This is a genomic window from Mycobacterium sp. IS-1590 (genome assembly GCF_001500025.1).
Taxonomy (GTDB): Bacteria; Actinomycetota; Actinomycetes; order Mycobacteriales; family Mycobacteriaceae; genus Mycobacterium.
Window position 1 is genome coordinate 71,692 of sequence record NZ_LQIW01000005.1, and the last position, 20,500, is coordinate 92,191.

Genomic DNA, 20,500 nt, shown 5'->3' on the forward strand with positions numbered 1-20,500 from the left:
AAAAAAGCTACGCCCGCTCGACGCGCACGGGAACGCCGGTCAGCCACGCCATGCCCGACAGCGCCTCCACATCGGCGGGGTCGCTGGATGTCAGCTGGTTGACGTTCGCGCCGCCGGCCCGGTTGGCCAACCGCCAACTCCCGGTTCCCTTGTGCCCCCAGCCGTGTGGCACCGCGACGACACCGGGTACGAGGTCCTTCGTCGTGAGCACCGGCACGGTGATGGCGCCGTACGGTGACGCGATCCGCACCTCGTCGCCGTCGACGATGTGCAACTCGGCCGCGTCGTCGACATGTATCAGCGCATGCTGGCGACGGTCGCCGCGCATCAACAGCGGCGAGTTGTGCATCCACGAGTTCTCCGAGCGCGGCTCACGCAGCCCGATCATCCGCAGCGGATAGCCGTCGGGCAGCACCCGCCGAGACAGCTTGTCGACTTCGTCGGCGATCCCCGGATGGGCCAGCCGAACCCGGCGCGACAGGTAGCCGACGGCCCCGCGCAGCACACCCGTGCGGATGTGCGGTGCGACCACCACGCCATGCGGATGCTGCTCGGCCAGCCGTCGCAGCGACAGCCCGCCGCGCCGCAGCCCGAACCTGTCGCCGCCCTCCGACATCCGCACCAGGGCGTCCATCATCATCCGCGGCAAAGCCTCAATGCCCAACAGCCGCGCCACCTTCCGCACACCGGAGAACACCGTGAAGGCCGGCACGCGACGGGCCAGCCGCCGGGCCAGGTCCTCGACGATGTCCCACTCCCCGCGGGCCTGACCCACCGGCGCCAACACGGCTTCGGTCGCCTGCCGGAACGGCGTGGCCTGAAACCCCTGGAACGTGTACGGGAAGTCATCGCGCTCGTACATCGTCGTGACCGGGAGGATGTAGTCGCACTGCGCGCCCGTCTCGGTGACGTAGAAGTCGAGCGCGACCGACAGCTCCAGCTCACCGAACGCCGCCTCGAGTTCCTCACCGTTGGGCACCGACAGCACGGGATTGCCTGCCGAGACGAACAACGCCCGGATCTGGCGCTCGCCAGGGGTCGTGATCTCCTTGGCCATCAGCGCGGCAGGTTCAGAGCCGATCGCGCTCGGGATTCCGCTGATCCGCGAGCGCTTCCGCCGGTAGGACCGCCGCATCACGGCGCCCATCGCGACGTTCTGCCACTTCTGGCCGACGGTGTGCATGGAGCTGAACACCGAGCCGCCCGGCACGTCGAGGTTGCCGGCCACCAGGTTCACCGCGTCGATCAGGTACGTGGTCAGCGTGCCGTGGGTGCCGACACAGGTGCCGAGCCTGCCGTAGACCGCCGCCCGCGGCGTGGTCACCAGATCGCGGGCCAGTGCGCGGACGTTCTCGGCGTCGATGCCAGTGCGGGCCGCCGTCGATTCCGGAGTGAACGGACGGCACAAGTCCCGAAGCCAGTCCACGCCGTCGGCCTTCCGTTTCACCGCGGCCACGTCGACCAGACCCTCGGCGAACATCACCTGGAGCAGGGACAGCAGGAACAACGAGTCGGTGTCCGGCACGATGCCGAGCCATTCGAACGCCACGGCGGTCTCGCTGCGCCTCGGGTCGACGATCACCACGCGCCCACCGCGCTTGACGATGTCGTGCATGCGGTCCTTGATCCGCGGCGCGGTGAGGAAGCTGCCGTGCGACACAACCGGATTCGCGCCCATCATCACCAGGAGGTCGGTCCGCATGAGGTCCGGAATGGGCACCGAGGTCGGCACACCGTAGAGCAACTGGCTGGCGATGAGCCTGCTGTTGGTGTCCTGAGAGGATGCGGTGAAGTAGTGGCCGTGACGGCCGAGGCCCTTCATGAACAACAACGCCGCGAAGGTGTGCGCGTAGCTGAAGGCGCCGGGATTGCCCATGTACCAGCCGACCGCACCGGAGCCGTGGCGGCGCAGGATCGCCGACAATCGGGCCGCGATGTCGTCCATCGCCTCGTCCCACGTCACCTCGTGGAAGCCGGACGGCCCGCGGCGCAACGGCCGCGTCACCCGATCCGGATCGTTGACGACCTCGGTGAACGCGATGCCCTTCTGGCAGGCGAAACCGGCGGACAGCGGGTGGTCCTTGTCCGGCCGCAACGCTAGGAGGCGACCGTCCTCGACGGTCGCGATCATCCCGCACAACGGCTCGCAGATCCGGCAGAAGGTCGGCTTGTTCTCGATGACCGGCGCCACGCCGATTACGATACTGTAAGAGTTACAGTTACACGTCGGATCGGCGTTGACCAGAGAGGATCAGGCATGCACGACGTGGCGATCATCGGTGTCGGACTGCATCCGTTCGGCCGGTTCGAAGGCAAGTCCGCGATGGAGATGGGCGTCGACGCGATCTTCGCCGCCGTCGCCGACGCCGGAGTCGAGTGGCGCGACATCCAGTTCGCCACCGGGGGCAGCTGGACGGTGGCCAACCCCGACGCGATCGTCGGCATGGTCGGGCTGTCCGGCATCCCGTTCACCAACGTGTTCAACGCCTGCGCCACCGCGGCCAGCGCCGCGAAGGCCTGCGCCGACGGAATCCGGTTGGGCGACTACGACATCGGCATCGCAATCGGTCTGGACAAACATCCGCGGGGCGCGTTCACCGAAGACCCCGCCCTGGTCGGCATGCCGCGCTGGTACGCCGAGAACGGTCAGTACCTCACCACCCAGTTCTTCGGGATGAAGGCCAACCGCTATCTGCACGAGCACGGCATCTCCCAGCAGACGCTGGCCAAGGTGGCGGCCAAAAACTTCCGCAACGGCGCACTGAACCCCAACGCGTTTCGCCGCAAGCCCATCCCCGAAGACCAGATCCTCAACTCCACGATGCTGAACTATCCCCTCACGCAGTACATGTTTTGCGCTCCGGACGAGGGTGCGGCCGCCGTCGTGATGTGTCGCGCCGACATCGCCGAGCGCTACACCACCAAACCGGTGTACCTGCGCGCGGTCGAGGTCCGTACCCGTAAGTACGGCGCCTACGAGGTGAACACCACGTTCGCACCCGTCGAGGAGGACGTCGCACCCACCGTCTACGCCGCGAAAGCCGCGTTCGAAAAGGCCGGCGTGGCACCGCAGGACGTCGACGTCATCCAGCTGCAGGACACCGATGCCGGTGCCGAGATCATCCACATGGCCGAGTGCGGTTTCTGCGCCGACGGAGACCAGGAGAAGCTGCTGGCCGACGGGGCCACCGAGATCACCGGATCGCTGCCGATCAACACCGACGGCGGGCTCATCGCCAACGGCGAGCCGATCGGCGCGTCGGGGTTGCGCCAGATCCACGAGTTGGTCCGCCAACTGCGCGGCGAAGCCGGTGATCGCCAGGTGCCCGGCGAGCCGAAGGTCGGCTTCGCGCAGCTCTACGGCGCACCCGGAACCGCCGCCGCGACGATCCTCACGAGGTGACCATGACCCAATTCACCGGGGCGCCGATCTTCGACGCCGACCAGCACATGTACGAGACGGCCGACGCGCTGACCAAGTACCTGCCCGAGAAATTCTCGCGCGCCGTGCAATTCGCGAAGTTCGGCCGGCACACCCGCATCGTCATCAACAACCGCGTCAACGACTTCATCCCGAACCCGACGTTCGAGCGCGTCGCCGCGCCCGGCGCCCACGAGAAGTTCTTCGCCGGCGAGAACACCGAAGGCCTGACGCTGCGCGAGATGCAGGGCCCGGCGATCGAAGCGCCCGCCGCGACGCGCAACCCCGACGACCGCATCGTCGAACTCGACCGCCAAGGCGTTGTCGAAGCATTGAACTACCCGACCTTGGCCAGCCTCATCGAGCACGCCACCGCCGATGATCCCCAACTCAGCCTCGCGATCATCCACGCCCTCAACCAGTGGATGTGCGAACACTGGACCTTCAACTACCAGAACCGGATCTTCTCCACGCCGATCATCAACCTCTCCGAGGTCGACGGTGCGCAACGCGAACTCGAGTACATCCTCGACAACGGCGCCAAGGTCGCGCTCGTGAAGCCGGGACCGGTTCAAGGACTGCACGGTTGGCGCTCACCGGCGCTGCCCGAGTTCGACCCGTTCTGGCGCGACGTCGAAGCTGCCGGGTTGCCCATCGTGCTGCACGCGAGCTATCCCCCGCTCGACGACTACGTCGGGCAGTGGGAGCCACCGCACACCCAGAACTTCATGGCCCAGAGCGCGTTCCGGTGGATGGTGCTCGGCCACCGCGAGATCGCTGACATGATCACCAGCCTGATCTGCCACGGCACGCTGACGCGCTTCCCGAAGCTGCGCATCGCCAGCGTCGAGAACGGCAGTTCGTGGATCGGACCGCTGTTCAAGGACTTCGACGACCTCTACGGGAAGATGCCACAGAACTTCGGTGAGCATCCGCACGAGGTGTTCCGGCGCAACATCTGGGTGAGCCCGTTCTGGGAGGGTTGTGTATCCGACGTCGTCGAGACGGTCGGCTGGGACCGGGTGCTGTTCGGCTCGGACTACCCGCATCCGGAGGGTCTCGCCGAGCCGAAGGGCTTCTGGAAGTACGCCGAAGGCATGGACGTGCGTCGCACCTACGACTTCATGGGCGACAACGCGCGCCGGTTCATGGGCCTGCCGATCGCCAACCCGGACCCGGACGCCGTCAGACCGCCCGCGCTGTCAAACGCCTGACGAGCGCGACGAGAAGTCGCGCGTACGCAGTGCAAGCGTGGCAGAGTGCGCATAGCCGGACGTTCCCCGGGAGGAGCCAGCATGCCCACGATCACCACCAGCGACGGCGTCGAGATCTTCTTCAAGGACTGGGGGTCGGGTCAGCCGATCGTGTTCAGCCACGGTTGGCCGCTGTCGGCCGACGACTGGGACACGCAGATGTTGTTCTTCGCCCAACACGGGTACCGCGTGATCGCCCACGACCGCCGTGGGCATGGCCGCTCGGCGCAGGTCGCCGACGGACATGACATGGACCACTACGCCGACGATCTCGCCGCTGTCGTCGAGCACCTCGACCTTCACGACGCAGTCCACATCGGCCACTCCACCGGCGGCGGCGAGGTGGCGCATTATCTGGCCCGGCACGGGCAGGCGCGAGCGGCCAAGGCGGTGCTGATCAGTTCCGTGCCGCCGCTGATGGTCAAGACCGACGCCAACCCCGGCGGGCTGCCCAAAGACGTGTTCGACGATCTGCAAGCGCAATTGGCCGCCAACCGCTCGCAGTTCTACCGCTCGCTCGCGGCCGGCCCCTTCTACGGGTTCAACCGGCCGGGAGTGGAGCCGTCGGAGGCGATCATCGAAAACTGGTGGCGCCAAGGCATGATGGGCGGCGCCAAAGCGCACTACGACGGCATCGTCGCCTTCTCGCAGACCGACTTCACCGAGGACCTGAAGAAGATCACCATCCCGGTACTGGTGATGCACGGCGACGCCGACCAGATCGTGCCGTACGAGAACTCCGGTCCGCTGTCGGCGAAGCTACTGCCCAACGGCACCTTGAAGACCTACCCCGGCTATCCGCACGGCGCGTTCGTCACCAACCACGACGTCATCAACCCGGATCTCCTGGAGTTCATCCGGTCCTGACCGCGGTCACTTCATCGCGCGACGCGAGGCTTTCACGATGAGTTTGCGCACCCGCTCGGAGATGTAGACGGCAAAGAGTCCGTTGAAGACGTCCTCGCGCAACCGCGTCAACGTCGAACTCGTGAAGCGCCACTGGCCGTCGAGCTTCTCGTAGGTCTCGTGGTAGTGACCGTAGCCGCGCAGGTTGACACCGGGGCCGAAGCGCACGACATCCTCGAGCGCCCACACCCCGCGCGCGGTGGTCGGCGATGTCAGCTCGATCTCCGGGGCGTGCACCTGATGCACCGTGGCCTGGCCGCGCAAGCTCTTCCGGGTGAACGCGACGAACTCGTCGGCGCCTCGGATCACCTTTCCACCGGCGGGGGACGTGTCACTGAGAAAGTCATCGGCGAACAGGGTGCGCCACGCCGCCCAGTCCTTGGTGTCCAGAAGCCGGCAGTAGCGCGCCTTCAGTTGCTTGATCTCCTCGATCTCGACGAGGTCGGCCTCGGTCATCTCGTGGACATCTTCTGTGCCTGCTCGACGTAGAACCGCGCGGCCCGTTCGAGCGACTCGGCGGTGGGCCGCGGATGCCACCCGAGTTCCCGTGACGCCTTACTGTGGTCGGCAGGCGCCATGATGTGCAGCAGCCGGATCCCGGTGGTGTTCATCGGGATCTCCCGCCGCAACAGCCGGGCCACCACGCCGGCGACCCGTACGGTCGCGTACACCACCGGAAGCGGGACGCCGAAACGCGGCGGCTTCGCCCCGACCGCCCGTGCGGCTGTGGTGAGCATGTCACGCATCGGCATGTAGCTCTCGGAGATGATGTATCGCTCGCCCACGCCGCCGCGTTCGGCAGCGAGCAGGAAGGCCTCGGCGACGTCTTCGATGCCGACGACCTCGGTGGACACGCCCTTGATGTAGGCCGGGATCTTGCCGAACGCGGCGTACTGCACCATCAGCCCCTGGTGCGGTTGCCAGTCGCGGGGCCCGTACGGGTTGGACACGTTCATCACCACGGCGGGCAGGCCGCGGTCGCGGGCGTAGGACAGGACCAGTTCCTCGGCCTGACGGCGCGATTCGATGTACGCGCCGCCCCGGTCCCCCCAGTCGAACGGCATCTCCTCGGTCACGGGACGGCTTCCGTCGCCGAGTGCGATCGTTCCTATGGTGCTGCAGAACACGAACCGGTGCAGGCCCGCCTTCGCCGCGACATCGAGCACCCGGCGCAAACAGTTGACGTTGGTTTCGAACAGCGGTGCGGGGTCGCTCAGATGAAACCGCGTGTCGACGATGCAGTAGTGGACGACGTCGCGGTCGGCCATCGCCGCGCGAAGCGCTTCTTCGTCGTACAGGTCGCCGTAGCAGCGTTCGACGTCGAGGTCGTCGATGGCGACCGTCGAACTCGTCTTACGCAGATACACCCGCACGTCGTCGCCGCGTTCGACGAGTTTGCGTGTGACGTGTGAACCGACGAACCCGCTCGGGCCCATCACCAGCGCGCGGCGCGCGGGCTGTTTCGCTGTCGGGGGTGCGTCTGTCATGTTCTCTACCTCGCGAGCGACCGGAAAATGTCAGATTTTCGCGGCGTTTCGTGTGCAAACACGGACGCTCGCGAAAAAAGGTTAAGAGGCTTTCTTGGCCGGCGGGGCGTATGCGGGCTTGCCGAGGCCGAGCACGTACTGGGCGATCATGTTGCGGAACACCTCCAGCGTGCCGCCGTAGATGCCGACCAGCGGCGCGAAGCGGTACACGTACTCGGCCGCGCCGTCGTCGATCGCCCCGTCGGTGCCCAGGGGCAGCGAGGACGCCGTGCCGAGCAGATCCATCAGATCCGGTGAGATGTCGCGCATGGTCTGTGCCAGCGCCACCCGGCCGAAGATGCTGGTGGCCGAGAACGACGCCTCCATGCGGGCGACGCTGCGGCCCAACCGGTAAGCCACCGACCCGTCGTCGATCAGCCTGCGCCCGTTGGGATCCGGTTCCGTGACCTTGGCGGCGGCCTTGTCGACCGCGGCGGCCATCGTGTTGGCCTGGTGCATCATGATCGAGACATCCTGCAGGCCGTCGGCGGCCGCCTCGACCGCGCCGTGCTCGACGTTGAGCGGTTCGCGCACCACCGTCCAGCCGTCGTTCACCTCGCCGAGACGGTACTTGTCGTCGACGCGGACATCGCTGTAGTAGACGATGTTCGTCCGGTCGCCGTCGACCGTGCGGATGCCCTGGATCTCGATCCCGGGCGAGTCGAGGGGAACCAGAAACATGGTGAGGCTCTTGTGTTTCGGCGCGTCGGGATCGGTGTTGGTGATCAGGAAGACGTACTGGCAGTTGTGCGCGCCGGTGGTGAACATCTTGGAGCCGTTGATAACCCACCCGTCACCGTCGCGTACGGCCCTGGTCTTGCATGTGGCCACGTCGGATCCGCCCTCGGGTTCGGTGTAGCCCAGGCAGAGCCGAACCTCGCCGGTGTACACCCGCGGCATCACCTCGGCCTTGAGTTCGGGTGAGCCGAACTTGTCGACCGAGCGGGCGATCATGGCCGTGGTGCCGAACGTCACCCATGGCACGTGCGCACGTCGCTTCTCCAGCTCCCAGATGCGACGCCGGACCCGGTTGAACCCGCCCTCGGATTCGGGTTTCCATTCGCGGGCTAGGTATCCGGCCTTGCCGAGCGCCAGATGCACACCCTCGTCGAAATTGTCGCCGGTTTCACGGTCGCGCCGGATCACGTCCTCGGTGACGATCTCGGCCAAGAAGGCGCGCGACTCCTCGAGGAACGCCTGGTCCTCTTCGGAGAGTTCGACCCGTGAGAAATCCATTACCTGCCCTCTCCGCTCTCGCGAGCCGCGACGATGCCTGCGATGTGTTTGGCGCTGGCGGCCGGGTCTCCCCCGGCGAGCGCCCACCCGCGGGCACGCAGCAGGTATGCACTGGCGGCGGCCTCCGCCGACACCCCGAGCCCGCCTTGAACCTGCACCGCCATCGTGGCGGCCTTGGACGCCTCTTCGGCCATGAAAACGAAAGCCGACGGCGCCAGCTCGGGCCGCTCGTCGGGTTCGTTGTCGAGGAACCACGCGGCGCGGCGCGCCAGGTTTCGCCCGCCCTGCACCGTGATCGCGATGTTGGCCAGTGGATGCGAGATCGCCTGCAGTGTCGAGATGGGCACCCCGAGGGTGTAGCGGGTCTTGGCGAACTCCGCGGCGATCGTCATCGTCTCCTCGACCAGACCGACGAGCGCCGCGCCGGTCAGCACCCGCCATTCGTCCAGCGCCCGTTGGTACTCCGCGAGCGCCGCGGACCCGCTGGCCAGAACGGTGCGGTTGTCGGCGGCGGCCGGGTCGATCCACGCCATCGGCAGCCTGCCGATGTTGTCGACCTTCGTGGGCCGGGTGGCGAACGTCAGCTTGACGATGTCGTCACCGTCGCGCAGCACGATGTGGTCGGCAACCGACCCGCTCGGCAGCAGGCGCACACCGGATGCGCTGTCCTGCGCAGGATCGAACCCGACGATCTGCGTGCCGCTCACGACGTCGGGTTCGGCCGCGCCGAGTCGGCCGAGCAACCGCGCCGCGCTGACGTGGTCGATCCACGGCACGGGTGCCAGCGAGCGGCCGATCTCCTCGGCCACCAGCGTCAGGTCGACCAGCGTGGCGCCGTCGCCACCCACGTCCTCGGGCAGGGCCATCGTGGTCGCGCCCATCGTGCACAGCCGCTCCCAGAGGCTCTTGTCGAATCCGGATGCCTCTGCGGCGCGGACGGTCTCGATCGAACAATGCGTCTTGAAGAAGTCCTTGTACGCCGCCTGCAGCGCCTGGTGATCGTCCGACAGGCTGTAGTCGAGCCTGCGCAGTTCGTAGCGGTCCATCACTGCTCCTCGTCGGCGCCGAAGAAGAACTCCTGCGCGTTGTTGTACAAGTAGTTGTCCAGCACCTCGGCCGGCAGGTCAAGAGCGAGCGCCTCGGGTACGACGCGGCGCATCTTGAGCACCGGCCAGTCCGACGCGTAGATCACCTTGTTCGGCCCCCGGGTCCGCATGTAGTGAAGCAGGCTGTCGGGCAACCGCTTCGGCGACCACGCCGATGTCATCAGCCGAAGGTTCTGATACTTGATCAGCAGTCGGATCGCGACGTCCCACCACGGGTCGGCGCCGTGGATCATGCACAGCTTGAGTTCGGGGAAGCGAACGCAGACGCGGTCGAGGTGGATCGGGTTCTGCACCTCGCCGGGGATCGGCGGACCCGGAATCCCGGTGTTGATGCACAGCGGCAGCCCGAGTTCGGCGCACTTGGTGTAGAGCGGGTAGTAGACGGCGTCGCTGGGCGGGTACTGCCCGTCGCCCCAGAAGCTCGGTCCCACCGCTGCGTACGCCACCGGCAAGTCGTCGACGACGGACGCCAGTTCCCGCAGCGAGGGCATGGGTCGCAGCAGGTTGACCCCGCCGATCGCCAGCGCGAACCTGTCGGGCCTGGCCTCGACGAACTTGCGCGCCGTCGTCGAGGGTTTGGCGATGCTGTCCATCAGGATCGCCTTCTGGACCCCCTGCTCGTCCATCTCCTCGAGCAGCTCGCCGAGATCGACGGGGGCGAACATCGACTGCGGGCCCTTGAAGTAGTCGTCGCGGACCTTGAGCATCCAGGTCGGCTGCTGTTCGGTCTCCCCGAAGTGGACGTTGACCAGGCAGTCAATGGCCCGGTTGGCGCGCGCGCTCATGCGTTCACCTGTTGTGTCGCAGCGGCTTTGGCCCAGCGGTAGTCGGGCTTGCCGTTTCCGAGCCGACGCACCTGGTCGACGAAGATGAACTCCTTTGGCGCCTTGAACCGGGCCAGGCTCGAAGTGCAGTGCGCGTGCAGCGGGTCGTGGGCGGCTTCGGCACCGTCGCGCAGCGAAACGAGCGCCACGACCTCCTCGCCCCAGCGTTCGCTCGGCCGCCCCACCACCAGGGCGTCGGATATGGCCGGATGCGCGCGCAGCACCTCCTCGACCTCCTCGACGAACACCTTCTCGCCTCCCGTGTTGACGACCAACGAATCGCGTCCGAACAACCGCAGCGTGCCGTCGGCGGCCAGCGATCCCCGGTCACCCGAGATCACCACACGCTGGCCCTCGACGACCGGGAAGGTTCGTCGAGTGGCCGCCTCGTCGTCGAAATATCCGAGCGGGATACGGCCACCGCGGGCGACGAAACCGATCTCGTCTTCACCGGGCTCGAGGAAGCGCCGGTAATCCTCGGACAGCACCAGTGCGCCCTCGCGCAATTCGAAGGTCTCCTTCTGCTCACCGCGCTGGCTGCGGCCGAACCCGACGTTTCCGGTCTCCGACGACCCGTACCCGTTGATGAGGGTGATCTGGGGCAGTAACTCCAGAAGCGCGCGTTGATGTTTCGGATTGGTCGCTGCCCCACCGGTCCCGATCGCGAACAACGACGACAGGTCGTACGAGCCGCGGCGCAACTCCTCGACCAACGGTGCCGCGTAGGCGTCGCCGACCATCGTCATCAAGCCGACCTTCTCACGCTGCGCGGTCCCCAGCACCGCCCGCGCGTCGAAGCGCGTTCGGTCGTAGAGGATGACAGGCAGGCCGTTGAGCAGCGCGGCGAACGCCGTCCACATCCCCGCCGCGTGCATCAGCGGCGAGACCGCGAACCACGGTTGTCCGCCGTGTGCGACCTTGGCATGGATTTCGTCGACCGACTCGTGGTCGGCGCCGTTCATCGAAATGACGTAGGTATCGCTCTGGCGCCACATCACGCCCTTGGGCCGACCGGTGGTCCCTCCGGTGCACACCATCATCACGTCGTCGGGCGAAGCGGTGATGTCGACATCCGCATCACCCTGCGCCAGAACGTCATCGAGGGCTATCGCATCGGCGAGCTGAGGCACGGACGGGTCGTCATCGATCGAGATCATCAGGTCCGCCGTGGCCGGCGGCAGGACGTCGGCGAACTTCGGCCCGAACGACCGGTGGTAGATCACCGCGCGGGGACGCAGGTAGTCGAGGAGTTCGGCGACCTCACGCGGTGTGTAGTTGTAGTTGACGTTGACCGGGACCGTCCGCGCCTTCAGGCATCCGATCACCATGTCCGGGTACAGGTCGTTGTGCATGAGCAACGCGACGCGGTCCTGGCCGCACTCCCAGTTCTGCAGTTCGCCGCGTTCGCGGTGTGCCCCGAGCCCGTGTGCGGCGAGAAAGTTGGCGAGGCGGCGGGTACGGTCGGCCGACTCAGCGAACGTGCTGCGGCGCTCGCCGCACACAGTCATCAGCCGCTCGGGCACCGCTTGGGCGATCGCGTCGAGAACCGCCCCGATCGTCCACTCGCTCATCTGGTGGCGCCGGCCGTGACGTTCGCACCGAGCAGCTCGAGTGCGTTGTCGCGCATCACCTTTCGGGTGTCTTCGTGGCTGAACTCGGGGAACTGCGGGATGTCAGCGGTGAACGAGGTGGGATCTGCCAACCCCTCACCATGCGGCCAGTCGGACCCGAACAGAATCTTGTCCACACCGATCGTGTCGGCCAGCAGCTTCACGTCGTCCTCGTAGTACGGCGCGATCCAGACGTTGTTGCGCAGCTGCTCGACCGGATCCTCCTTGTAGTGGTACGGCGCGTTGTTCGCGGACTTCTTGAGCCGCTTGATCAGGCGGTAGACGAAGTAAGAACCGTTCTCGATGCTGGCCACTCTGAGCTTGGGATGCCGGGTGAACACCTGGTGGACGATCATCGCGGCGATCGTGTCGTGGATAGCGCGGTCGTCCATGATCACCATGTCGAGCGGATCGCGCTTACCGAAGCCCTTGAACACACCGCTGCCGCCCCACAGCGCGGGGATCGCCATGTAGCCGGAGTCGGACAGGTGGAAGACCACCGGGACGCCCGCCTCGGCCAGACGCGCCCACACCGGGTCGTGCACCGGATCGCCGAGCGAGCGCGGCCGTACCTCACCCGGTACCGGCGCCGGCCGCACGCACACCAGCTTCGCGCCCCTGTTCAGGACGAATTCGACCTCCTCGATGGCCTTCTCGGGGTCGGCCAGCGAGATGATCGGCGCGGCGATGATGCGGTGATCGGGCCGGTCGAATCCCCAGTCCTCGTCGAGCCACAGGTTGAAAGCATGGACCGTCGCCATGGTGGCCGGGATGTCGTGCTTGAGTCCCTCCTCGACGCCGCACGCGAAAGTCGGCAGCATGAACACGGTTTCGAGGTTCTGCTTGTCGAGGATCTTCACGCGGGCGTCGCGGTTCTGGTACTCGGGATGATCGGCCAGCCGGTCGACCTTCATCAGCGACGCCGGGTTGACACCTTCGGGTATCTCGCCGCGGAACAGCAGATCCAGGCAGCCGGGTTCGATGATCGGGTCGAACGTCGGGTTGGGGATGAAATGGTTGATCACACCGCCGAACACCGCGTACGTGCGTTTTCCGTCGGTCAGCATCTGCACGCCGCGGCTGCGGAACTCTTTGGGCAGGTGCCGGGTGCACGCGTCGAGCGGTTCGTAATAGTGGTTGTCGACGTCGATGGCCATGTAGTCCAGGGGCTGTGGTGCGCTCATGTCGCATCCTCCTCACGTGTCAGGGGCGGGAAGTTCGGTGGACGCTTCTCGAAGAAACTCGTGATGCCCTCGAGGAAGTCGGGTCGTGTCATCGACTCGTGCATCAGCTTCTCGGCGTGCTCGCTGGCGTCGAAGACATCGCGCATGGTGTCTGCGTACACCTGTTGTTTGATCACCGCCAGGGAACTGGGCGCACAGTTGGCGGCGATGTCCTCGGCGTAGCCGATCGCGCGGGCCAGCAATTCGTCGGTTGCCACCACCTCGTTGACCACGCCCAACCGGGCGGCCTCCTCGGCGAAGAACACCCGGCCCGACAGCAGCAGGTCCATCGCCACGCCCGTACCGACGATGCGCGGCAGCATCCAGGAGATGCCGTATTCGGCGATCAAGCCGCGCCGGGCGAACGACGTGGTGAACTTGGCGCCCTCGGCCGCGAAGCGCACGTCGCACGCCAGCGCCAGCGTCAGCCCGATGCCCGCGCAGGCGCCGTTGACCGCGGCGATGACGGGTTTGCGCATGCCCATCAGGAAGTGCGGATGCCGGGCACCGACGAGCTTGCCGACGTCGGTGTCGGCCGCGGCGTCGACCGTCGTCGCGCTGATCGTCGTCAGGTCGCCCATGTCGGCACCCGCGCAGAAGGCGCGGCCGCTGCCGGTGACGACGATCGCCCGCACCGCAGGGTCGGCTTCGGCGTCATCCATGCGTTCGTAGAACGTGCCGGCAAGTCCGCCGCCCCAACCGTTCATCCGGTCCGGCCTGTTGAGGGTGAGCACCGCTACCCCGGTGTCGAGCACCTCGTAGCGGACCGGCGCGTCATCGGAGTCGGAACGGGCGTCGACGACGTGGTCAGGAGCGCTCACCCAGCAGTCCTCCTCCAGCGGCGCGAGCTTTGTGAATGCTCATACTGTACACCTATCGGTAGCGCCTTCCGCAACCGTTGCCGCCGCCTGCCGAACGTGGTCGGACGGCACGTCGAGACGCTTACGCATCGACCAGTCCGAGCCGCCGATACGCGGCGTCGATCTGGGCTTTCGCCTCGGCCGGCAGTTGTGCCTGGGGCGGACGAGAGTGCGGATACTCCCCGATCGGCAGGCCCAGCACCGAAGCCGCGTATTTGAACGCCCCGCCCCAGTGGGTGAAGTAGTCGGGCCGCCCCGGATAGCAGGTGAACCACGAGCCCATGTCGAGGTCGAACTGGTCGAGCCCGGACTCGCGCGCGTGGTCCATCGCCTCCACGAGTTTGTCGTTGACGATGAGTTCCCAGTACTCGCTGAACACGCGTCGCTCCGGGGTTTCGAACAGATAGCCGGCGGTGCCCAATTGCGCGGGGCAGACGATGCCGTCGCGCAGCCACCCGGCGCGGTATACGGTCTTGTCGCACTCCCACACCGCCAGACCGGGCGCCAACTCGTGCAGCATCCTGCTCGCCATCGGCCGGAAGGCGCCTTCCTTCGTCGCGCAGACCGCCGGAATCTCGTTGTAGATGGCGGCGCTTTCGGCCGGCGTCAGCACGTAGCCCGACGACGGCGAATTGAACATGCCCAATGCGATGTCGGTGCGGTCGGCGATGTAGCGGAAGAAGTTCAGCACACCCTGCCCGCCGTGCGCCTCCATCATCGGGGTCTGGATGTACACGATGTCGGCTCCGGCCTCCTGCGCGTGACGCGTGAGCTCCAGGCAGTCCTTGGCGGCCGTCGCCGCGGTGCACGCCTGCACGACGACATCGGGGTTGGCGGCGCGGCCCTCCTCGATCGCGACCTCCAGCAACCGCTTTCGCTCGTCGAGCGTCAGCGCCCAGAACTCGGCGATACCGCTCGTGCACCACAGCAGCGGATGATTCAACGCACCGACGCAGTGCCGCACCAGCGTCCGGTAGGCGTCCCAATCGATTTCGTCACCGTCGACGCCGCAGAACGGCGTGTAGAGCGAATCACCGATCCCGCGCAAATGATTGCGGGCCCACTCCCGGGCATCCTTCGCCGAAGCCACGACGACCTCCTCAGCCGATTCGATCGGATCTCACGTTAAGGCTCAGGTGAAATCTGAGCCCCCGTCGACATTTACGTTGGCGCCGGTCATATACGAGTTGCGGCGGGAGGCGAGAAATGCGACAACGGGCGCGATTTCGTCGGGCAGCCCCGCGCGCGGGAGATGCGCCGGATGGCCGAAGTGCTCGCCGATGGCGGACATCAACGCGTACGGATCGTTGCCGTCGACGCCCACCGACTCGGCCCATCCGATCAGCGCTTCGGAGGCGATGCTGCCCGGAGAGACCACGTTGACCATGATCTCGTCGGGGGCCAGCAGCAGCGACAGGTTCTTCGAGATGCTCGTCAGCGCCGCTTTGGCGGCGGTGTAGGCGGGCAGGATGAGGCTCTGGCGTTGTGTCGAGTGCGCGGAGAAGTTCACGATGCGCGCCCACTCGGCCGCCCGCAACAGCGGTAAAGCCGAACGCACGCAGTGCACCATGCCCATCACGCCACCGTCGAACGCGATGCGCCACTGCTCGTCGGTCAGGTCCTCGAACGTGCCGACGGCCTCGGGTCCGACGGCGTTGATCAGGATGTTGAGTCGACCGCCCCACCGCTCGGCGACTTCGCCGAAGGCGCGCTGCACCTGAGCGGCATCGGTGGTGTCGGCGGTCAGGGCGAGCGTGTCGGGGCTGCCCATTTCGGCCAGCGCAGTCGCGGCGTCCTCGAGGACATCGGACGTCCGCCCCATGACCGCGATTCTGGCGCCGTCCTCGGCCAGACAGCGCGCCGTTGCCAAACCCATTCCGCGCCCGCCGCCGACCACGACGGCGGTGGCGTCCTTCAGCCCGAGGTCCATGCGGCCTTTCGCTCACCCGATAGCGTAGAAGACCTTACTATAGGACTTACAGTAGAACAGCGGAATCACCGTGGATGCCGGCGACCGAATGGCTGCCGGTATGGTCGACGGCAACGGCGCAGCCGCGACACACCTGCATTGGCGCAGATCAGAGGCGGCTGACGGTACATTCAGGTCCACCAACCCCGCTTTCGCGGGCTGCGCGCGGCTTATTCGATGGAGGTGCCCCAGTGGCAAGGCAGGCGACCGCGGAGAAGCGTCAGCGACGCGAGCGCGGGTCGATCAATCCCGACGACATCATCAAGGGCGCCTTCGAACTCGCCGAACAGGTGGGCATCGACAACCTGTCCATGCCGCTGCTCGGTAAGCATCTCGGCGTCGGCGTCACCAGCATCTACTGGTACTTCCGCAAGAAGGACGATCTCCTCAACGCGATGACCGACCGCGCACTGCGCCAGTACGTGTTCGCCACGCCCTATGTGGAGGCCAAGGACTGGCGCGAGACGTTGCGCAACCATGCGCACACCATGCGCAAGACGTTCATGGGCAACCCGATCCTGTGCGACCTGATCCTCATCCGGTCGGCGCTCAGTCCCCGGGTGGCCAAGCTCGGCGTGCAGGAGGTCGAGAAGGCGATCGCGGGCCTGGTCGAGGCGGGTCTGTCGGCCGAGGATGCGTTCGACACCTACTCCGCGGTCTCGGTGCATGTTCGCGGATCCGTTGTGCTGCACCGCCTTCGGGAGAAGAATCGCGCCGCCGACGAGGGGCCCAGCGACCTCGAGGAGTCCATGAGCATCGACGCCGACAGCACACCGCTACTGGCGCTGGTCACCGAGAAGGGCCACCACATCGGTGCGGCCGACGACAAGAACTTCGAGTTCGGCCTCGAGTGCATCCTGGACCGGGCCGAACGCCTGATCGACGACGCCGGCAAGGCCAAGAAGTCCGCCCGCAAGCGCTGACCACCGGCCGCTGGCGCCTCGTTTGTGGATCTGACGACGTTTCGCGGTGAATATCGTCGCCAGATGCACAATCGAGCGACCGTGCGTCAGACCGCCTAGACCTCGACGACGACGGCGCCGCCCTGGCCGCCGCCGGCACACATCGCCGCGACACCGATGCCGCCGCCGCGCCGCTGCAATTCGTAGACCAGCGTGGTGACCATCCGCGCACCCGATGCCGCGATCGGATGGCCGAGGCTGCAACCGCTTCCGGAGAAGTTCACCAGCTCCTCGTCGATGCCGTACTCGCGGCACGCGGCGATCGGCACCGACGCGAACGCCTCGTTGATCTCCCACAGCGTGACGTCGGACGGCTTGAGGCCGGCGCGGTCGAGCACCTTGCCGATCACCTTCACCGCACCGAGTCCGCAGTCGCGCGGCGGCACACCCGCCGCGGCCCAAGCTTTCACGGTTGCCAGCCGGGTCAGGTTGTTGGCGTCGGCGTAGTCGCTGTCGACGAGCGCCACCGCGGCGGCAGCGTCGTTGGTGCCGCTGCTGTTGCCCGCGGTGATCGAGAAGCCCTCGATCTCGGGGTGCAGCGGCTTGAGGCCGGCCAGCTTCTCGACCGTGGTGTCGCGGCGCGGGTGCTCGTCGACGCTGAACTCGGTGACCGAGCCGTCGAACTGCTGCACCTTCAGCGGAACGATCTCGTCGACGAACTTGCCCGCGTCGATCGCGGCGATCGCGCGCTGGTGCGACCGCGCCGCCCAGGCGTCCATCTCCTCGCGCGTGATGCCGACCGACTGCGCGGTGTTCCACCCGACGGTGATCGACATGTCGCGTGTCGGCGCGTCAGGCGTCTCGACGTGGGTGGGCGGCATCCACTTCTCTTCGAACTTCAGTTCAGGGCTCGGGATACGCCAGTTGACCAGGGGCGTCATCGACAGCGACTGCACACCGCCGGCGATCAGCGCGCGCTCCATGCCGGAACCGATCTGCGCTGCCGCGTTGCCGATCGCGGTGAGGCTGCCCGCGCAGTGCCGGTTCACCGACTGGCCCGGAACATCGGGCAGCCCGCAGGCGTCGGCCGCGTAGCGCGCCAAATCGCCGCCGCCGTAGTGAGATTCGGCGAAGATGAGGTCGTCGATGTCGTTGGGGTCGATACCCGAGCGACGGATCACCTCCGGCAGGACAGCGGTGATCAGCGTCTCCGGCGGGGTGTTGACCAGCGTGCCCTTGAACGAGCGGCCGATCGCGGTCCTGGCGGCACCGACGATGACGGGTGTTCCCATGTTTCTACCTCGGGTTTCGACGTTAGCGGCGTTACAAAACTAGCAGCTAGTGTAGCGGACCCCGCTACTCGGGCTCGGGTACGTGGAAATGCTCGTCACGCAGCCGGAACGCCTCCTTGGTGCCGTGCTGCGCGCGGGTCTTGACGAAGTTGAACTCACCCTCTGCGAACTGCAGGTTCGTCCCGTACGCGTGGAACAGGTAACTCGCCACCTCTTCGCCCTGGTAGGCCTGGCTCTGCTCGACGAGTCGAAACGCCTCCTTGGCGATCACGACTCCGTCGGCGGGCATCTTGGCCGCCTTCTCCGCCCAGTACCGGGCCCGATCGGTCACCTTGTCGGCCGCACACGTCTCGGTGAAGACGCCGAGGTGTTCGATCGAACCGGCCTCGATGATGTCGCCCGTCAGCAGCAACCGGCGCGCCAGCACCGGGCCCAGCCGGTGGAAGAACATGTGCAGGCTGCCCAGCGCCGGGCCCAGGAACCGGGTGGCGGGCATGCCGATCTTGGTATCGCGTGCGATGACGGAGATGTCGGTCATCAGCGCCATTTCGAAGCCGCCGCCGAGGGCATACCCGCTGATCTCCCCCACCGTGACCTTCGGAAAACCCATGAAGTTGTGGTAAAAGCCGAACGACTTGCGGTCCACCGTGAGCCGGCGCCGTTGGCTGGGCCGCCGCTTGGCTTGCGCCGAGTCCTTCGACCCGTACCAGCCGTACGCGTTGTTCATGTCGGCCCCGGTGCTGAAAACACCGTCGGCGCCGCGCAGCAAGACGACGGTGATGTCGTCGTCCTCGGCGACCCGGTCGAGGTAGCGGCCGACGGTCTCGCGCATCGCCGCGTCGTAGGAGTTGCGCTGCGTCGGGTTGTTCAGCGTGATGGTCGCGATCCGCTTGTCGCGGTCGACGTCGAACAGCACGCGGTCATCGGCGGTGGTCATGGGTTTCCTCACTGAACGTCGGAGATGAGCTTGGCCTCAATGGTTTTGTCCGTCCCGGCCGCGAGCGTGTTGCGCCGTGCGACCGCGAGATGGTCGGCGGCCAGGCGTGCCGCTCGGGTCTGATTTCCGTCGCGGATCACGTCGAGCAGGCGTTGGTGATCACGCAGCGCGGCGCGCATCGTTTTGTCGTTCATCGGGTCGGCATCGGTCTCGTCACCCCACACCGACGACTCGTGCGCCGACCAGATCAGCTCCAACGAGCCGATCAACAGGATCATCGGCTCGTTGCCACAGCGGGAGACGATCGTTTCGTGGAACCGGCGCGCATTGGGAACATACCGGGACGGGTCCTCGAATTCATCGACCTGTCTTTGTATCTCGACTTCGAGGTGGGGTACGACCTCGGTCATGCGGTCGGCCCTGGCCGCGCACATGCTCGCGCAGATCGGTTCGAGATGCAGCAGCGCGCCGCTGACGTCTGCGGGAGTCGCCGACCGCGCCTGCAGCACCATGCTGATCATGTGGGCAGTCCGGTCCGCCGAGGGCTGATGCACCACCGCACCGCCGACGTTGCCCCGTCGTACCGAGATCAGGCCTTCCATCTCGAGGATGTGGATGGCCTCGCGCAAGGCCGGCGGGCTGACCCCGAACTCGGCGAGCAGACCATCCTGAGAGGGCAGCACGTCGCCCTCTTTGAGCCGCCCGGACAGGATGTCGTCCCTCAGCCGCGCGGCGATGATCTCCGCCACTCTCGGCTGACGAATCCTGTGCGCGCTCGTCATCTCGTCCGGCGCTTCCCGAACCTGAAGACCGAGAGCCGTTCGGGTGAGGACGCCGATGTGTGAAACTCACCGATGCACAACACCTCGTCGCCGAGCAGCAGCCGCGCCGTCGAGGTCACACGACCGTCGGTCTCGACGCGCTGCACGTCGAAATTCAGCTCGGTGAGGATCGGCGTCGGCCTGCGGAAGGTGACGGTGAGCGAACGGGTCTTGCCGGTTCGGCCCATGGCGCAGCTGTGATGCTGGGTCACGCAGTCGAAGAACACGGCCAAAAACCCGCCGTTGACCAGTCCCGGCGGGCCTTCGAAGACGACTGGAAAGGTCACCCTGCCCGACGCCGAGTCTGCGCCCAGCTCGTCGACGGTGTATTCGGGAAACGCCGGGTTGTAGGCGCCGATGTCGAAGGCGTGGTCGAGGTAAACGCGTTGCGCGTCCGTGGCATCGGGGCCGATGCGGGGCGTCATATCGGCCGGTGCGGCCGCGGCCAGTTCGCGTTCCCAGTCGTCGATCTGGCGCAACATCACGTCGACGCTCGGGTGGTCATGTTCCAGTGACAGCAGCAGGCCACTCAGCCGGCGCAGGGCACCGGCGGCCGCGACGGTCTGCGGCAACGGCTCCTCGCCGTAGCTGAGCGTGTCGTCTGCCATCAATGG

General features: G+C 66.6%; 19 protein-coding genes. 4 read left to right on the forward strand and 15 right to left on the reverse strand.

The window, feature by feature from the left end; genetic code table 11:
• Positions 1 to 7: 7 nt before the first annotated feature.
• Positions 8 to 2,131: a molybdopterin-containing oxidoreductase family protein gene (locus tag AU197_RS06065; protein WP_064401690.1), complete on the reverse strand. Its 2,124-nt coding sequence runs from the start codon at positions 2,129 to 2,131 to the stop codon at positions 8 to 10.
• Between the two features lie 126 nt (positions 2,132 to 2,257).
• Here AU197_RS06065 and AU197_RS06070 point away from each other — a divergent pair, with 126 nt between their 5' ends.
• The 3 genes from AU197_RS06070 (at position 2,258) to AU197_RS06080 (ending at position 5,541) form a co-directional block, all read left to right on the forward strand.
• Positions 2,258 to 3,403, forward strand: a complete 1,146-nt coding sequence (locus tag AU197_RS06070) for a thiolase family protein (protein WP_064401627.1) — start codon at positions 2,258 to 2,260, stop codon at positions 3,401 to 3,403.
• Positions 3,404 to 3,405: 2 nt separating this feature from the next.
• Positions 3,406 to 4,635, forward strand: coding sequence for an amidohydrolase family protein (locus AU197_RS06075; protein ID WP_064401628.1), 1,230 nt, complete (start codon positions 3,406 to 3,408; stop codon positions 4,633 to 4,635).
• 81 nt (positions 4,636 to 4,716) lie between these two features.
• Positions 4,717 to 5,541 (forward strand): alpha/beta fold hydrolase, encoded by an 825-nt coding sequence (locus AU197_RS06080; RefSeq protein ID WP_064401629.1) that lies wholly within the window; start codon positions 4,717 to 4,719, stop codon positions 5,539 to 5,541.
• A 6-nt stretch (positions 5,542 to 5,547) separates the two neighbouring features.
• Here the strand turns inward: AU197_RS06080 and AU197_RS06085 are convergent, their stop codons facing one another.
• The 10 genes from AU197_RS06085 to AU197_RS06130 form a co-directional block, all read right to left on the reverse strand.
• On the reverse strand, positions 5,548 to 6,036 hold the full coding sequence (locus AU197_RS06085) for a nuclear transport factor 2 family protein (RefSeq protein ID WP_064401630.1): 489 nt from the start codon (positions 6,034 to 6,036) through the stop codon (positions 5,548 to 5,550).
• A complete protein-coding gene (locus AU197_RS06090) occupies positions 6,033 to 7,067 on the reverse strand; it encodes an NAD-dependent epimerase/dehydratase family protein (RefSeq protein ID WP_064401631.1) in 1,035 nt (344 codons plus the stop codon). The genes AU197_RS06085 and AU197_RS06090 overlap by 4 nt, the downstream gene beginning before the upstream one ends.
• 81 nt (positions 7,068 to 7,148) lie before the next feature.
• Positions 7,149 to 8,342, reverse strand: coding sequence for an acyl-CoA dehydrogenase family protein (locus AU197_RS06095; protein WP_064401632.1), 1,194 nt, complete (start codon positions 8,340 to 8,342; stop codon positions 7,149 to 7,151).
• A complete protein-coding gene (locus AU197_RS06100) occupies positions 8,342 to 9,388 on the reverse strand; it encodes an acyl-CoA dehydrogenase family protein (protein WP_064401633.1) in 1,047 nt (348 codons plus the stop codon). The genes AU197_RS06095 and AU197_RS06100 overlap by 1 nt, the downstream gene beginning before the upstream one ends.
• On the reverse strand, positions 9,388 to 10,233 hold the full coding sequence (locus AU197_RS06105; RefSeq protein ID WP_064401634.1) for an amidohydrolase family protein: 846 nt from the start codon (positions 10,231 to 10,233) through the stop codon (positions 9,388 to 9,390). The genes AU197_RS06100 and AU197_RS06105 overlap by 1 nt, the downstream gene beginning before the upstream one ends.
• Positions 10,230 to 11,843 carry an acyl-CoA synthetase gene (locus AU197_RS06110; protein WP_064401635.1) on the reverse strand — a complete coding sequence of 538 codons (1,614 nt, stop codon included), beginning with the start codon at positions 11,841 to 11,843 and terminating at the stop codon, positions 10,230 to 10,232. The genes AU197_RS06105 and AU197_RS06110 overlap by 4 nt, the downstream gene beginning before the upstream one ends.
• Entirely contained in the window at positions 11,840 to 13,066 is a 1,227-nt protein-coding gene (locus tag AU197_RS06115) for an amidohydrolase family protein (protein ID WP_064401636.1), read from the reverse strand. Before AU197_RS06115 ends, AU197_RS06110 begins: the two co-directional genes overlap by 4 nt.
• Positions 13,063 to 13,926 (reverse strand): enoyl-CoA hydratase, encoded by an 864-nt coding sequence (locus tag AU197_RS06120; RefSeq protein ID WP_064401637.1) that lies wholly within the window; start codon positions 13,924 to 13,926, stop codon positions 13,063 to 13,065. Before AU197_RS06120 ends, AU197_RS06115 begins: the two co-directional genes overlap by 4 nt.
• A 121-nt stretch (positions 13,927 to 14,047) precedes the next feature.
• A complete protein-coding gene (locus AU197_RS06125) occupies positions 14,048 to 15,055 on the reverse strand; it encodes a dihydrodipicolinate synthase family protein (protein WP_064401638.1) in 1,008 nt (335 codons plus the stop codon).
• Between the two features lie 42 nt (positions 15,056 to 15,097).
• Positions 15,098 to 15,895, reverse strand: coding sequence for an SDR family NAD(P)-dependent oxidoreductase (locus AU197_RS06130; RefSeq protein WP_064401639.1), 798 nt, complete (start codon positions 15,893 to 15,895; stop codon positions 15,098 to 15,100).
• A 230-nt stretch (positions 15,896 to 16,125) separates the two neighbouring features.
• Here AU197_RS06130 and AU197_RS06135 point away from each other — a divergent pair, with 230 nt between their 5' ends.
• Positions 16,126 to 16,857: a TetR/AcrR family transcriptional regulator gene (locus tag AU197_RS06135; RefSeq protein WP_064401640.1), complete on the forward strand. Its 732-nt coding sequence runs from the start codon at positions 16,126 to 16,128 to the stop codon at positions 16,855 to 16,857.
• Between the two features lie 95 nt (positions 16,858 to 16,952).
• Here AU197_RS06135 and AU197_RS06140 read toward each other — a convergent pair whose 3' ends face one another.
• From AU197_RS06140 to AU197_RS06155, 4 genes are all read right to left on the reverse strand, one after another.
• A complete protein-coding gene (locus AU197_RS06140; RefSeq protein WP_064401641.1) occupies positions 16,953 to 18,128 on the reverse strand; it encodes a thiolase family protein in 1,176 nt (391 codons plus the stop codon).
• A 64-nt stretch (positions 18,129 to 18,192) separates the two neighbouring features.
• Complete coding sequence (locus tag AU197_RS06145) at positions 18,193 to 19,065, reverse strand: enoyl-CoA hydratase/isomerase family protein (protein WP_064401642.1); 873 nt, start codon at positions 19,063 to 19,065, stop codon at positions 18,193 to 18,195.
• 8 nt (positions 19,066 to 19,073) lie between these two features.
• Complete coding sequence (locus AU197_RS06150; protein WP_064401643.1) at positions 19,074 to 19,847, reverse strand: FadR/GntR family transcriptional regulator; 774 nt, start codon at positions 19,845 to 19,847, stop codon at positions 19,074 to 19,076.
• The gene (locus tag AU197_RS06155; protein ID WP_064401644.1) at positions 19,844 to 20,494 is read right to left on the reverse strand and encodes a hotdog family protein; all 651 of its coding nucleotides are present in this window, start codon (positions 20,492 to 20,494) and stop codon (positions 19,844 to 19,846) included. Before AU197_RS06155 ends, AU197_RS06150 begins: the two co-directional genes overlap by 4 nt.
• Positions 20,495 to 20,500 lie beyond the last annotated feature (6 nt).

Excerpts from the sequence above, each read along its gene's own strand:
- AU197_RS06065 (WP_064401690.1), bottom strand. The coding sequence starts at position 2,131 with ATGATCGCGACCGTCGAGGACGGTCGCCTCCTAGCGTTGCGGCCGGAC.
- AU197_RS06070 (WP_064401627.1), top strand. The coding sequence starts at position 2,258 with ATGCACGACGTGGCGATCATCGGTGTCGGACTGCATCCGTTCGGCCGG.
- AU197_RS06075 (WP_064401628.1), top strand. The coding sequence starts at position 3,406 with ATGACCCAATTCACCGGGGCGCCGATCTTCGACGCCGACCAGCACATG.
- AU197_RS06080 (WP_064401629.1), top strand. The coding sequence starts at position 4,717 with ATGCCCACGATCACCACCAGCGACGGCGTCGAGATCTTCTTCAAGGAC.
- AU197_RS06085 (WP_064401630.1), bottom strand. The coding sequence starts at position 6,036 with ATGACCGAGGCCGACCTCGTCGAGATCGAGGAGATCAAGCAACTGAAG.
- AU197_RS06090 (WP_064401631.1), bottom strand. The coding sequence starts at position 7,067 with ATGACAGACGCACCCCCGACAGCGAAACAGCCCGCGCGCCGCGCGCTG.
- AU197_RS06095 (WP_064401632.1), bottom strand. The coding sequence starts at position 8,342 with ATGGATTTCTCACGGGTCGAACTCTCCGAAGAGGACCAGGCGTTCCTC.
- AU197_RS06100 (WP_064401633.1), bottom strand. The coding sequence starts at position 9,388 with ATGGACCGCTACGAACTGCGCAGGCTCGACTACAGCCTGTCGGACGAT.
- AU197_RS06105 (WP_064401634.1), bottom strand. The coding sequence starts at position 10,233 with ATGAGCGCGCGCGCCAACCGGGCCATTGACTGCCTGGTCAACGTCCAC.
- AU197_RS06110 (WP_064401635.1), bottom strand. The coding sequence starts at position 11,843 with ATGAGCGAGTGGACGATCGGGGCGGTTCTCGACGCGATCGCCCAAGCG.
- AU197_RS06115 (WP_064401636.1), bottom strand. The coding sequence starts at position 13,066 with ATGAGCGCACCACAGCCCCTGGACTACATGGCCATCGACGTCGACAAC.
- AU197_RS06130 (WP_064401639.1), bottom strand. The coding sequence starts at position 15,895 with ATGGACCTCGGGCTGAAGGACGCCACCGCCGTCGTGGTCGGCGGCGGG.
- AU197_RS06140 (WP_064401641.1), bottom strand. The coding sequence starts at position 18,128 with ATGGGAACACCCGTCATCGTCGGTGCCGCCAGGACCGCGATCGGCCGC.
- AU197_RS06145 (WP_064401642.1), bottom strand. The coding sequence starts at position 19,065 with ATGACCACCGCCGATGACCGCGTGCTGTTCGACGTCGACCGCGACAAG.
- AU197_RS06150 (WP_064401643.1), bottom strand. The coding sequence starts at position 19,847 with ATGACGAGCGCGCACAGGATTCGTCAGCCGAGAGTGGCGGAGATCATC.
- AU197_RS06155 (WP_064401644.1), bottom strand. The coding sequence starts at position 20,494 with ATGGCAGACGACACGCTCAGCTACGGCGAGGAGCCGTTGCCGCAGACC.